Source organism: Sphingobacteriales bacterium (genome assembly GCA_016699615.1).
Lineage (GTDB): Bacteria > Bacteroidota > Bacteroidia > Chitinophagales > JADIYW01 > JADJSS01.
The window spans coordinates 1,659,661-1,673,404 of sequence record CP064984.1 but is presented as its reverse complement, the minus strand read 5'-3'; the positions used below and the strand labels follow the sequence as shown (position 1 = coordinate 1,673,404).

General features: G+C 30.1%; 12 protein-coding genes. 1 reads left to right on the top strand and 11 read right to left on the bottom strand.

What is annotated here, in order from left to right; all coding sequences use genetic code 11:
- Positions 1–6 precede the first annotated feature (6 nt).
- From murG to mraZ, 9 genes are read right to left on the bottom strand one after another with little or no spacing between them, the layout of a single operon-like run.
- The gene (murG, locus tag IPK18_07965) at positions 7–1,113 is read right to left on the bottom strand and encodes an undecaprenyldiphospho-muramoylpentapeptide beta-N-acetylglucosaminyltransferase (GenBank protein QQR96853.1); all 1,107 of its coding nucleotides are present in this window, start codon (positions 1,111–1,113) and stop codon (positions 7–9) included.
- A gap of 24 nt (positions 1,114–1,137) precedes the next feature.
- Positions 1,138–2,346 (bottom strand): FtsW/RodA/SpoVE family cell cycle protein, encoded by a 1,209-nt coding sequence (locus tag IPK18_07960; GenBank protein ID QQR96852.1) that lies wholly within the window; start codon positions 2,344–2,346, stop codon positions 1,138–1,140.
- Between the two features lie 33 nt (positions 2,347–2,379).
- Positions 2,380–3,717, bottom strand: coding sequence for a UDP-N-acetylmuramoyl-L-alanine--D-glutamate ligase (murD, locus tag IPK18_07955; GenBank protein ID QQR96851.1), 1,338 nt, complete (start codon positions 3,715–3,717; stop codon positions 2,380–2,382).
- 16 nt (positions 3,718–3,733) lie between these two features.
- Positions 3,734–5,032, bottom strand: coding sequence for a phospho-N-acetylmuramoyl-pentapeptide-transferase (locus IPK18_07950; GenBank protein QQR96850.1), 1,299 nt, complete (start codon positions 5,030–5,032; stop codon positions 3,734–3,736).
- A 6-nt stretch (positions 5,033–5,038) separates the two neighbouring features.
- Positions 5,039–6,496, bottom strand: coding sequence for a UDP-N-acetylmuramoyl-L-alanyl-D-glutamate--2,6-diaminopimelate ligase (locus tag IPK18_07945; protein QQR96849.1), 1,458 nt, complete (start codon positions 6,494–6,496; stop codon positions 5,039–5,041).
- Positions 6,493–8,598, bottom strand: coding sequence for a transpeptidase family protein (locus IPK18_07940; protein ID QQR96848.1), 2,106 nt, complete (start codon positions 8,596–8,598; stop codon positions 6,493–6,495). The genes IPK18_07945 and IPK18_07940 overlap by 4 nt, the downstream gene beginning before the upstream one ends.
- Entirely contained in the window at positions 8,595–8,978 is a 384-nt protein-coding gene (locus tag IPK18_07935; protein ID QQR96847.1) for a hypothetical protein, read from the bottom strand. Before IPK18_07935 ends, IPK18_07940 begins: the two co-directional genes overlap by 4 nt.
- On the bottom strand, positions 8,975–9,871 hold the full coding sequence (gene rsmH / locus IPK18_07930) for a 16S rRNA (cytosine(1402)-N(4))-methyltransferase RsmH (protein ID QQR96846.1): 897 nt from the start codon (positions 9,869–9,871) through the stop codon (positions 8,975–8,977). Before rsmH ends, IPK18_07935 begins: the two co-directional genes overlap by 4 nt.
- A gap of 11 nt (positions 9,872–9,882) precedes the next feature.
- Positions 9,883–10,341 (bottom strand): division/cell wall cluster transcriptional repressor MraZ, encoded by a 459-nt coding sequence (gene mraZ / locus IPK18_07925; protein ID QQR96845.1) that lies wholly within the window; start codon positions 10,339–10,341, stop codon positions 9,883–9,885.
- A gap of 451 nt (positions 10,342–10,792) precedes the next feature.
- Between mraZ and IPK18_07920 the strand changes: the two genes are divergently transcribed.
- The gene (locus IPK18_07920) at positions 10,793–11,728 is read left to right on the top strand and encodes a phosphoribosylaminoimidazolesuccinocarboxamide synthase (protein QQR96844.1); all 936 of its coding nucleotides are present in this window, start codon (positions 10,793–10,795) and stop codon (positions 11,726–11,728) included.
- Here IPK18_07920 and IPK18_07915 read toward each other — a convergent pair.
- Together IPK18_07915 and IPK18_07910 are read right to left on the bottom strand one after the other, a co-directional pair.
- On the bottom strand, positions 11,700–13,079 hold the full coding sequence (locus tag IPK18_07915; protein QQR96843.1) for a glycosyltransferase family 39 protein: 1,380 nt from the start codon (positions 13,077–13,079) through the stop codon (positions 11,700–11,702). The two genes, IPK18_07920 and IPK18_07915, sit on opposite strands and share 29 nt — an antisense overlap.
- Before the next feature lie 8 nt (positions 13,080–13,087).
- Positions 13,088–13,744, bottom strand: a complete 657-nt coding sequence (locus IPK18_07910) for a peptidase M10 (protein ID QQR96842.1) — start codon at positions 13,742–13,744, stop codon at positions 13,088–13,090.

Here is a 13,744-nt window from a genome sequence, read left to right as displayed (position 1 = left end):
CATATCTTATTGGTTATTGCTTAATATTTTAATTGCTATTTCGTTCGCAGCATTAGTTTTTGCTAATGCTTTGATGTTGTTACTAAGTTCTGTTTGTTTTATTTTATCGTTCAATAATTCTAGTAATACATTACCTAGTTTTTCGTTTGCTTCACTGTCTTTTATAATTAATGCTGCATTTTTATTTACTAATGCCATTGCATTTTTTGTTTGGTGGTCTTCTGTAACATTTGGTGATGGTATAAAAATACATGGCTTACCAATAATGCACAATTCTGATATTGATAATGCTCCTGCTCTAGAAATTATTACATCTGCTGATGCATACGCCATATTCATTTCTTTAATAAACTGATGAATTTTTATATTTTGGTTTGTTACATTTTCTGTCTTTTCAATAATATCATCATAATATCCTTTTCCTGTTTGCCATAACAATTGATAATTATTTTCGATAATTAATGAAAGATTTTTTTCTACTGCTTGATTTATTGTTCTTGCACCTAAACTTCCTCCAACAACCAATATTGTTTGTTTATTGTCTTCTAAACTAAAAAATTGTAATGCGCTCATTTTTTCTGGAAGTGTGCTTGCAATGTCTTTTCTAACTGGATTTCCTGTTAATATAATTTTATTAGGATTGAAGAATTGACTTAGATTATCATAGGCAACAAATATATTTTTTGCAAATTTTGATAATATTTTATTGGCAATTCCTGGGTATGAATTTTGTTCTTGAATATAGATTGGAATACGCAATAAAATGGCAACAAACAGTATTGGAAAAGATGCATAGCCTCCAACACCAATGCATGCTTTAGGCTTTTGTGCTTTGATAATTTTAAATGCCTGAAATAAACTTTTAAATAATTTAAAAGGTACGCTTAGATTTTTTGGTGTAAGACTTCTTTGAATTCCTATTACTTCTAAGCCAACAATAGGATAACCTGCTTGCGGCACTTTTTCCATTTCCATTCTACCTTTTGCACCAACAAACAAAATATGTGCATCTGGTTGCTGTTGCTTAATAGCATCAGCAATGGCAATAGCTGGAAAAATATGTCCGCCAGTTCCGCCACCTGCAATTATATATGTCTGTTTATTACTATTCATCTTTATTATTTTTCATTCATTAGACTAACCATGTATTTCGTCTACTATTTTCTTTTTTGATTTTTTTGTTGGTGCTTTATTTTCTTGCTCTGATGTACTCTTCTCTTCTACATAATTGCTTATGCTTAAAATAATTCCAATTGCAACTGCATTAAATAATATACTTGTTCCGCCCCAACTTATAAATGGTAATGTGATACCTGTATTTGGTAATAAATGTACATTAACACCCATGTGCAATACTGCTTGAAGTGTGATACTAACACCAAGACCAACTGCCATTAATGCACCAAAAGCTCTATTACTTTTTCTTACAATTACAATAATTCTATACAGAAAAAAGAGATACAGCATCAATGTAATTACTGCTCCAAAAAGTCCGTATTCTTCTATTAAAGTAGAAAAGATAAAATCTGAATATGCATCTGGCAAGAAATTGCATTGAGTGCTTTTCCCTGGTGCAATTCTAATCAATCCACCTTTTGCCATTGCAATAAATGCTTGTTTCTGTTGATAGAAATCATCAGCATCATAATCTGGATTCATCCAAGATTCGACTCTATTCAGCCACATGTCAGCTCTACCATGTCCTTCTATAAAAAACCATGAAAATGCAAATAGCAATGATGCTGCTGTTATTCCAGCTACAACAATACTTAGTATGTATTTTGTAGAAACTCTTCCTATAAATAAAATAACTACAGATGTAGCAAAAAGAATTGCTGCTGTAGAAAAATTATCTAACATAATTAATCCACAAATTCCAACAATTGGAATCATGATATATAATGTTACTTCTTTGAAATCTTTGATTACACCTTGCTTCTTTGACAATGTTCTTGATGTGTACATTATCAATGCTAGTTTTGCAAAATCTGAAGATTGGAAAGTAAGTCCAATTATTGGTACTCTTACCCATCTTGATGCTTCATTTCTTTCTTCTCCGAAGAGCATAGTATAAATAAGCAATGGTATGGAAATAAGTAATAATAACTGTGCCAATCTAGAAAAATAGACATGATCTATACGATGAATGATATAAATTAGCCACATGCCAACAGCTAAGAAAAAACCATGTCGTAATAGAAAATATTCTGTAATTCCATGACTACTTTTATAAGCCAGTGTTCGTGTAGAACTATATACTAATAAAAGAGAAATAAAACTCAGTATGGTAATGATATACCAAATGTATTTGTCTCCTCTTATATTTTTTGCAATATTGTTTAACACGAATCTTCTATTGAATGTTGTATAAGTTCTTAATTATAAATTGTGTACTGCTCTTTTAAATTGTCTTCCTCTATCTTCATAATCTCTAAATAAATCGAAACTTGCACATGATGGTGACAATAGGACAACTTCGTCTTTTTCTGCAATGTTGTTTGCTAATAGTACTGCTTCTTCCATACTTCTAGAATCTACTATATAGCCTACATCATTAGAAAAAGCATGATGCAATTTTTCATTATCTACACCAAGGCAAATGATTGCTTTTACTTTGTTTTTGACTAAATCTTTGATTAATGTATAATCATTTCCTTTGTCTACACCACCAAGAATAAGAATAGTTGGTTTTAGCATAGATTCTAATGCATACCACGTAGAATTTACATTTGTTGCTTTTGAATCATTGATAAAATCTACGCCATTTTTTGTAGCCACAAATTCTAAGCGATGTTCTAGGTTTTTAAAATCGTGTAGACTTTCTCTAATTTTTTCGTTTCTAACATTTACTAATTTAGCAGCAATTCCTGCAGCTAATGAGTTGTAGGTATTGTGTATACCTTGAATTGCGATTTCGTTAATTGGCATGGTAAATTCGTTTTTATTTATTTGAATAATTATTTGATTTTCTTTTTGATATCCACCGAATTCTAATTCTTCATTGTATGAAAAAGGAATTTTGGTAGCTTGTATATTATATTTATCTAGGTATTTATTTGATACTTCATCATCCAAACAATAGATAAAAAAGTCTTCGGTTGTTTGGTTTTTTGCAATTGAGAATTTTGAGTCAATGTAATTCTCGAACTTATAATCGTATCTATCTAAATGGTCTTCTGTAATGTTGGTTAGTATTGCAATATGTGGTTTGAATGTTACACAGTCATCTAATTGAAATGAAGAAACTTCTAACACATAATATGGTTTATCATTCAGCGCAACTTGTTTTGCAAAACTCTCACCAATATTTCCGCCTAAGCCAACATCAATACCTGCATTTTTTAGAATATGGTAGCATAAACTTGTGGTGGTGGTTTTTCCATTTGCTCCAGTAATTGCAATTATTGTAGCGTTTGTATGTTGAAATCCAAATTCTATTTCTGAGATAATTGGAATATTTTTCTCTTTTATCTTCTTTATGATTGGTGCTTTGTTTGGTATGCCTGGACTTTTTATAATCAGATTTGCATTTAGAATAATTTCTTCGGTATGTTGATTTTCTTCGAATGCAATATTTAGAGCAATTAATTCCTCTTTGTACTTTTCTTTGATAGTACCAAAATCTGAGATGAATGGCTGCATGCCTTTATATTGTGCTAAGATGGCTGCACCTACTCCACTTTCTCCACTTCCTAATATGACAATATCGTATTTCAATTATTTATATTTAGTTTTATCTTAATTTTAATGTTACAAATGTTACAACTGCTAATAGAATACTTACAATAAAAAATCGCATTACAATTTTAGACTCATGGTATCCTAATTTTTGATAATGATGGTGCAATGGCGACATTTTAAATATTCTTCTACCTTCGCCAAATCTTTTTTTAGTGTATTTAAAGTATGCTACTTGTATCATCACTGATAGATTTTCTGCTAAGAATACTCCACAAAGAATTGGTATTAATAATTCTTTTCTAACAATGATTGCAATTGTTGCAATAACGCCACCTAGCATTAATGAACCTGTATCGCCCATAAAAACTTGAGCTGGATATGCATTGTACCATAGAAAACCTATGCATGCACCAATTAGTGCTGCACTAACTATTACAATTTCTCCTGAATTTGGTATGTATAATACATTTAAATAATCTGCGAATTTTATATTACCAGAAACATAGGCAAATATGGCTAAGGTAACTAATACTATAGCTGAAACACCTGATGCTAAACCATCTATTCCATCTGTAAGATTGGCTGCGTTTGATACTGCTGTGATAATAAAAATTACAATTGGAATAAAAATTAGCCAAGCCCATTTTTGATAATCATCTGTAAATGGTTTTAGAATAACTGCATAGTCTAATAAATTATCTTTTAGAAATGGAACATTTGTTTTTAATGCTTTTGTTTCGTGTGATAAAAAATCATCTCCTACTCTAGTTCCGATATTTTCATACATTACATCTGCTGTTGGTATTGTTTGTTTTGGGTTATTCCATTCTATATTTCCATTATTGTAATCGTAAACAAAAACATTGTTGTAATCTCTAACTTTTACGCCTTGGTGGAAATACAAAACACATCCTACTATCAAACCTAATACGACTTGCGCTAGAATTTTGAATTTCCCTCTTAATCCTTCTTTATCTCTTTTGAATACTTTGATATAATCATCTATAAATCCAATTGCGCCCATCCAAAGTGTAGCTAGTATGAGAAGAATAACATAGATATTATCTAAACGTGCAAAAAGTAATGTAGGAATTATAATTGATGCAATAATGATAACGCCACCCATTGTTGGTGTGCCTTTCTTTTGTATCTGACCTTCTAATCCTAAATCTCTAACACTTTCGCCAATTTGCATAATTTGCAATCTCTTTATAATGCTTCTGCCAATAATCATTGATATAATTAATGATAGGATGATAGACATAGAAGCTCTGAATGAAATATATTGAAACAAACCTGCTCCAAAAAAATCATAATTATCTTCTAAATATTTAAAAAAGTGGTATAACATAGTACATTAATTATTGTTCAGTATTTTATTTAAAATCTCTTTATCATCAAATGGGTGCTTTATGCCCTTTATTTCTTGATATTTTTCATGTCCTTTACCTGCTAATAGAATAATATCATTAGGTTGTGCCGTATTGAACGCTTTAACTATTGCTTCTTCTCTATCTACTACAATACTTACTTTATTGAAATTGTGTGGTGGCACACCTACTCGCATTTCATCAAGAATAATATTTGGATCTTCATTTCTTGGATTATCAGAAGTAAGTATTGTCTTGCTACTTAGTTCTGATGCAATGTGTGCCATCTCTGGTCGTTTTGTTTTGTCTCTATTTCCTCCACAACCAATTATTGTTATTAAACTTTCATTGCCTGTGCGAATTGCATTAATGGTGTCTAAAACATTTTTTAGCGCATCTGGTGTGTGTGCATAGTCTACAATTCCAACGATATTATTTTTTGATTTTACTATTTCAAATCTACCTTCTGCTGTTTTTAGTAATGAAATTTGTTTTAATGTTTCTTGAACATCATTGCCTAATAAAATACTGCACGACAATACTGCTAATAAATTATATGCATTGAATCTTCCTGTAAGTTGTGTATGTACTTCAAATTGTTGGTATTGTAATACTAAACCTGTGAAAGTATTCTCAATTATTTTTAGATTAAAATCAGCAATTGATTTTATGGCATAAGTATATGTTTTTGCTTTAGTATTTTGCAACATTACTGTGCCTCTTCTATCATCTATGTTGGTTAATGCAAATGCTGTTGGTTGAAGATTGTCAAAAAATTTCTTTTTTGCTTTGATGTATTCATCGAAAGTTTCGTGGTAATCTAAATGATCGTGTGTGATGTTTGTGAAAATAGCTCCAGCAAATACTAAGCCTTCTATTCTATCTTGATGAATAGCATGTGAACTTACTTCCATAAAAACATACTCACAACCATGTTCTACCATCTCAGACAATAATCTATTTAGTTCTATTGCATTTGGCGTAGTGTGTGTTGATGGTATAATTGCATCGTTAATTTTGTTTTCTATGGTAGATAACAAACCTACTTTGTAGCCTAAGTTTTTATACAATTGGAAAAGTAAGGTAGCTGTTGTTGTTTTACCATTGGTGCCTGTAACGCCAACTAATTTTAATTTTGATGAAGGTTGTCCATAAAATGTATTTGCTAATTGTGCTACTGACTTTCTAGTGTTTTCTACTAAAACATATGTGATATCTAAATTTAGTTGTGCTGGAATAACTTCACATACAATTGCTGTTGCGCCTTTGGCAATTGCATCATCAATAAATTGATGGCTATCTATTGTTGTACCTTTGATTGCAATAAATAAATCATTTTGTTGAATGCTTTTTGAATCAATTTTTATGTTATTGATAATTACATCCTCGCTTCCAATCATTTTGGAATATGCTACTTGTGATAATATTTTATTTAAGTTTTTCAAAATAAATTAAGATGTATGTATGTGCCTTTAATAATGTCTGTTCCTTCTTGTATGCTTTGTGTTTTTACTTTTCCTTTTCCAGAAAATCCTACTTTCAGGCCTGCGTTTTCTAAAATGTAGATTGCATCATCCAACAACATATTTTTTACATTTGGTACTTTCTTTGTATTTGCATTGATGTGCTGAATGTTTACTTTCTTATTTATATTATCAATATTGACATAAGCGTAATCGTAATTAAGTTGGCTGTTGTTTTTATATTTTATATCGTAGATTTTTAGAATATCGTCTATTGTATTGGTTGCTGTGATAAACTTTGGTGGATTTTGTTTGACTAGCAATGTATCTTTATTAATTGCTTGGTTATTTTTAATATTTGATGTAATGATTTTATCTGCAATTATTCTAAAAACTGGAGCAGAAATATAGCCACCAGATGTAATCTCACCTTTTGGCTCACCAATCATTACGATACATGAATACAATGGATTGTTTGCTGGGAAAAAACCTACAAAAGTTGATAGGTTTTTATCTGTATATCCTTTTGTACCAAAACTCATTTTTGCTGTACCTGATTTTCCTGCAATTTCAAAATGTGGTGTATAAATTCTATGTCCTGTTCCATTTACGTCATTAATTACTGCCTTTAAAATTTCTGTGGCAGATTCTGCTGCTTGCTTAGAACATATTTTTACTTTTTCATGTTTGTTATTTATATATTCTGACTTTCCGTTTTGTGTAATTTTTTCTACCAAGTATGGTTGAATTCTATATCCATCATTTGCAACAGCATTATAAAATGCAAGAATTTGCAATGCAGAAAGTTTTACTTCGTAGCCATGCGCCATCCATGGTAATGAATAATAACTCCAATTTTCTGGTAGTTTGATTAATGGTTCTTGTTCACCTTGAATTTCGATATTGGTTTTAGTTGTTAGACCAAATTGAGCAAGTTTTGAGTAATATTTTTTTCTATCATCGTTGTAGAATTTTGTTACCCATTTTGCAATTGCAACATTGGAAGAAACTGCCATTGCTTTTTCTGGTGTTAGATATTTATATTGTGTGTTATGGTTATCATCTGTTAGCCTCAACACACCAAAATTTGCTACTGCATAATTTGTATTGATAGAATCTTTTAGAGTGATATATTCATCATCAAATAATGCTAGGTAGCCTGCAAGTTTGAATACAGAACCTGGCTCAAATCTATCTCCTACTGCATAATTGTATCTCTCAATAAATTGGTTAGATTTGTTTTTCCCTAAATTTGCAATAGCTTTTATTGCACCAGTTTTTACTTCCATTACAACGGCACAGCCAAATTCTGCATTGTATGTTTGAAGTGCTTCTAACAATGTAGATGATGCAATATCTTGGATTTTAATATCTATTGTAGTGTGAATGTTTTTTCCATTTTTTGGTTCTATATATCCTGTTTTTCTAATTGGCATCCATGTTCCACCTGCAATTTTTTGTTTTAGCATTTTTCCATTTTCTCCAGAAAGTTCTTTGTTGTATTTTGCTTCAATTCCAACTCTTTTCCCATCTTTTTTTACATAGCCAATAGTTCTGTCTGCTAAAAATCCGAATGGTTTGTATCGTGGTTGGTTGGTTTCTATAATTAGTCCACCTTTGTATTTCCCTTCTCTAAATAATGGCCATGTTTTTACTTTATTTAGTTGAACAAAATCTATATTCTTAAATATTGGGTAATATCTTTTGCCTAATTTTCTAGCATTCGTTAGTTCTTTTTTATATTGTTGTTCAGACTTATCTTTTTTTGTTTTTGAAAAATAATATGCTAATGAATCTATATTAGCTTTAAATAATTCATCTGTCATAGCATTTGAACCGAAATCTACATATACATCGAAATATGGTACTGTTGTAGCTAATAATTCGCCATCTGCTGAATATATATTTCCTCGTTCTGCTTCTACATCAAATATTTTTGTAGATAAACTATCTGCTAAGTTTTTCCAATATTTGTGATTATAGTTTTGAATATGATAGACTTTCCCTAACACAGCAACACCAAATAGCAAACAAATGATGCCAATAAGGTATATACGCAATAATATGTTAGTCTTTACAGTCATTTTTCAATTTCAATTTTTTTAGGTGGTTCTTGCAATGGATTTAAGCCTAATGGAAGTACTAATTTTTGAATCTCAGATTGTTTTGTTTTTTCGTTTTTCTCAGCATTCACAGACATGTATTCCCATCTCAATTCTTTTATCTCTTGTTTTTTGTTATTTATTCTTCTCGTCATACGCTCTGCTAAATGCGTATTAAATATTTCGATGATTCCAATACAGACAATTGTTAGTACAACAAAGAAATTTTTTAGTACTTGTACATATGTAACAAACTCATCAATTCCAAGCACACGTAGCATGCCTTCAACTACTCTCTGAAATTTATTTTTCTGAGTAGTTGCTGATGTATCAGTTGTTATATTTTCAATATTCTCTGTCATGCTATTTTTTCTACTACTCTTAATTTTGCACTTCTTGCTCTTGAATTTTGTTCTATCTCTTCTGGTGTTGCTAATATTGGTTTTTTATTAATTAATGAAAATGGTCTATGTATTTTACCATAAAAATCTTTCTCAATGTTTCCATCAATATTTCCTGTTTTGATAAAATTTTTTACTAATCTATCTTCTAATGAATGATAGGTTAGTGTTACTAATCTTCCTTGATTGTCTAGTAATTCGAATGCTTGTTGTAAAAAATCTTTAATTGCGTTCAACTCATCATTCACTTCAATTCTAATTGCTTGAAACACCTGAGCTAGATATTTATGTTCTTTTCCTCTTACGTAGTGTAGGCAAATCTTTACTAATTGTTTTGTTGTATTGATTGGCTCTACTTCTCGATGGTTAACAATTGCTGCTACTAATGTTCTTGCATTGGGTACTTCGCCATAGTAACCTAAAATATTTTGCAACTGAAGAGCATCGTAAGTATTTACAATTGTTTTTGCAGTAATTGTTTGGTTTTGTTGCATACGCATATCTAAGTCTGCATTGTAACGTATAGAAAAACCTCTATCTGCAGCATCAATTTGGTGTGATGAAATACCGAAGTCTGCTAAAATGCCATCAACCTTTGTTATTTGATGTAGTCTTAAGAATTTTTTTATATGTCTGAAGTTTGCTTGAATAAGTACAAAACGATTGTCATTAATCTCATTTTTCTGAGCATCATCATCAATATCGAAGGCAAATAATTTTCCCTCTTCATTAAGATGATTTAAAATTTCTTTTGAATGTCCACCACCACCAAATGTTACATCTACATAGATTCCATTAGGCTTAATATTTAAACCTTGTATGCATTCTTTCAACATGACTGGAATATGATACATGTATTATTAGTTTAATGGTTGTTTTGATTTAAACTACTCAAAATATTATCTGCCATATCTGCGTAGTTTTCAGGTTCTTTAATTGTGCTATCGTACACAGCTTTGCTCCAAATCTCAATTGTGTCATGATATGCAAGAATTACAATATCTGATTGAATATCAACTTTTTCTTGTAGTCGTTTTGGAATCAAAATTCTATCACTCGAATCCAGCTCAATATTTGTTGCGTCCTGATAAAAAAATCTCAAGAACTGTCTTTCGTTAGTTCTAAAAGTACTTAGTCTACTTAGTTCTTTGGTTACTTGATTCCACAATTGTATTGGATACAATCTCAAGCAGTTGTCTAATCCTTTATTGAGTACGTAAGTATTTTTTGTTTCATCAGGAATTTGACGTAATAAATCGACTGGAAGTTTTAGTCTTCCTTTGGCGTCAATTTTTACTTCATAATGTCCTGTGAATGCTAGCATGAAATTCTTTCATACAAAATTAGGCGAAATTTGCCATTTTATCCCACTTTCTGCACAAAAAATACACTTTAAACAGTGTTAATATCTATAATCATTGTGGATAAAATAAAAATTTTTGTGCATACAATGTTGATAATAGTTTAAGATGCCTATTTTTATTGACTTAAATATTAACATGAGCTTATGAACAATAACAAAAAATATGGATAAAATAATAAGTGACTTGCAAAAAAATCCTAGAAATTACCCAATTTGGAGCATTAAAAGTTCAGAATTTGATAAGAAAAGTATTTGTTTATAAATTTTAATAATAATTATTATTTACATAATTTATTTGATTATAATTTATAATGTTTTTAAATTTCCTATAAATTAAGTATAAAAAAACTTGATTGAAAGTGAGAAATATGGTGCTATATTTGTATCTAAATTTAGATTTTAAAAAAGCACTATGAGCATTACACAAACGCATTTTACCTTGCCCAAGCAAACACATTATTACAAAGGAAAAGTACGTGATGTGTACACCATTTCTCCTGATATTTTGGTGATGATAGTTACAGATAGAATTTCTGCTTTTGATGTAGTTTTGCCAAAGCCAATTCCTTACAAAGGTCAAATATTAAATGAAATTGCAAATTATCATTTAGAAAAAACAAAAGATATTTTGCCTAATTGGGTAATGGCAACTCCACATCCTAATGTAACAATAGGCAAAATGTGTGAGCCATTTAAAATAGAAATGGTAGTTCGTGGGTATCTGGCTGGTTCTGCGTGGAGAGCTTATAAAGCTGGTGTTAGAACAATTTGTGGTGTGACATTAGAAGATGGATTGAAAGAAAATCAGAAACTTAGTCAAGCAATTATTACACCAACCACGAAAGCTAGTATTGGGCATGATGAAGAAATATCGAAAGAAGAAATTATAGCACAAAATATTGTTTCAAAAGAAGATTATGAACAATTAGAAAAATATACACATGCCATTTTTGAGCGAGGTACTGAATTGGCAATGGAAAGAAATTTGATTTTGGTTGATACAAAATATGAATTTGGAAAAATTGGAAATCAAATTTATTTGATGGATGAGATACACACGCCTGATTCTTCGAGATATTTTTATGCTGATGGCTATGAAGAAAGATTGCAGAACAATGAGCCACAGAAACAATTATCGAAAGAGTTTGTAAGAACTTGGTTGATAGAAAATGATTTTATGGGAAAAGAAGGACAAATAGTTCCTAAAATGACAGATGAAGTTGTTCAACTTATTTCTGATAGATATATTGAATTGTATGAAAATATTTTAGGCAAAAAATTTATTCCAAAATCTGATGAAGTAGACATGGAAAAAAGTATTATTGATTTTCTAGGACATGCTTCTTAGTCATTAAATAATTGATGCCAACACTTGCTAAAAAAATATAAAAAGGCATAAATGGATTTCGAAAACGTGGTGTTGGATATATACTTGACAATGCTACGTAGTAGCCAATATTTAATATACAAAACAATAAAACAAAATACTTTTTTTGTTTTATTAGGTAAAAGATTCCAATTATAGTTGAAAAATATATTATGCCCAATACCAATAAGATAGATAACCCTAGAAATATTTCTGTTGGTGTTTTCGTAGCAAAAAATTTCTTTGCAGCACCAAATAAGCCTAATGAAACTTTATCTCTAATATTCCAACGTTTGGTTTCTTGATGCAACCTAAGCATGTACTGTTCTGTGCCCATATTAATATGTAAATTAATAGCACCTTTAATTTGTGCTAAGATAAATTCTTTTTTGTGCGACATTAGATATTGCTTTGCTACTTTAGCAAATACTTCAGTATTTTCAAAGCTTTGCGATTTATTTAGCTCTACAGCATTTGTGGGCATTTTGTCTTTTAAACTATCAGGTGCCATTAATTTTACTTGTACTAAAAACTGATTTATAATTGTATCTTTTGGTAATGGCGAACTTTTAAATGCTGTATAAAAGCTTGATAATATCAATGCATTATGTTCCATAGTACTTGATATTTTTAATCTACCATGAAATACATAATTTCTAATTGCCCAAGGAGAAATACTAACAATATATATTAAGAAAATAACTGTTGCATATTTGATATTTTGAATGTAGTTCCTATTGTAAATCAATATAATTATTATATGTACTAGAATTAAATATTGTCCTGCTGGTCTTGTAAGTGTTGCCAAACCTAATGCTATAGATGATAAAATAAAATATTTTATTTGTTGATTTTTCAAACCTAATAAAAGCATCCACAAACTAAGTATGGTAAAGAACATGAATAATATTTCTGAATACAAAAATGTAGTGTATAATATGAGTGTTGGTTCTATTGCAAATATTAGCAATGCTATATTTGCCACTTTTTGACTGCATAATTGCTCAACAATTTTATAAAAAAAATAGGCAGTACAAGTGCTTAATAGAATTTGAAAAAAGATTACGATGTATGGTTTGATGCCAAAGATTGCGTATATTCCAGCTACAAACGCAGGATAAATTGGTGTGCGCAATACTTCCGTTTTGATGTGAAAGAAATGCAAAATAGATAATGCTAATTTTTGGTAGCCAACTGCATCATACAACAATACAACATTATTTTCCATTTCTGGTTTCCAAGGCATAAAAATTAGAAACAATATAAATCTCAATAGAAATGTAATCAATAAGAGAAAAATTAATGTTTTATGCTTTTGTAATAATGCTTTCATTTATTTTATTAGCTATTTTCTGGTGCAATAAAAATTTCGTGGTGTTTATTTGTTAGTTTTCCTAAGAAAAACTGGTTTGCATCTATTTGCTGTGCAATTTTTAAATTATCAATATCAGTTTGTGTTACAATTCTAACTGTTGGATTGATAGTGCCGCCTGGTTGTCCAGCAATTGCTTGTGCATCATATTGAAAAGCAGGATCAACCAAAGTACCACGTGGGTACATAATACTTGGTTGACCTTTTCCTCTAATATCCAAAACATCAGGATGTTTCAAACCCAACATGTGTCCAAATTCATGTGCTACTGTTGAGCCTTGTTCTAAATTTGATGTTATAAAATATCCTGAATTTGACAATATTCCATCAACAAAAGATACATGCATCTTCGATGCAGTTTCAATTCTTATATAATTATTGATATAATCTTCGTTTTGCAAAATTGTATCTGGAAGTATTAAATTATAGATTACAATTTTTACTCTAAAAATTACTTTAAAAATTTGCTCAAATAACAATACTTTACCATCAGCAGCATTCCATTTTTGTTCAATTTCCTGCTGAATAATTTGTGCATAATGTTCGTTTGCAAATGTTCCATATATATTGAATACACTATCTACATATATAATTTTATTTACCTTATCTAATTGAATAACGCTCAT

What these genes read in the sequence shown, in the direction of transcription:
- IPK18_07935 (QQR96847.1), bottom strand. Translation starts at nt 8,978, where the DNA reads ATGACAGAGAATATTGAAAATATAACAACTGATACATCAGCAACTACT.
- rsmH (QQR96846.1), bottom strand. Translation starts at nt 9,871, where the DNA reads ATGTATCATATTCCAGTCATGTTGAAAGAATGCATACAAGGTTTAAAT.
- IPK18_07920 (QQR96844.1), top strand. Translation starts at nt 10,793, where the DNA reads ATGAGCATTACACAAACGCATTTTACCTTGCCCAAGCAAACACATTAT.
- IPK18_07915 (QQR96843.1), bottom strand. Translation starts at nt 13,079, where the DNA reads ATGAAAGCATTATTACAAAAGCATAAAACATTAATTTTTCTCTTATTG.
- IPK18_07950 (QQR96850.1), bottom strand. Translation starts at nt 5,032, where the DNA reads ATGTTATACCACTTTTTTAAATATTTAGAAGATAATTATGATTTTTTT.
- mraZ (QQR96845.1), bottom strand. Translation starts at nt 10,341, where the DNA reads ATGCTAGCATTCACAGGACATTATGAAGTAAAAATTGACGCCAAAGGA.
- murG (QQR96853.1), bottom strand. Translation starts at nt 1,113, where the DNA reads ATGAATAGTAATAAACAGACATATATAATTGCAGGTGGCGGAACTGGC.
- IPK18_07910 (QQR96842.1), bottom strand. Translation starts at nt 13,744, where the DNA reads ATGAGCGTTATTCAATTAGATAAGGTAAATAAAATTATATATGTAGAT.
- IPK18_07940 (QQR96848.1), bottom strand. Translation starts at nt 8,598, where the DNA reads ATGACTGTAAAGACTAACATATTATTGCGTATATACCTTATTGGCATC.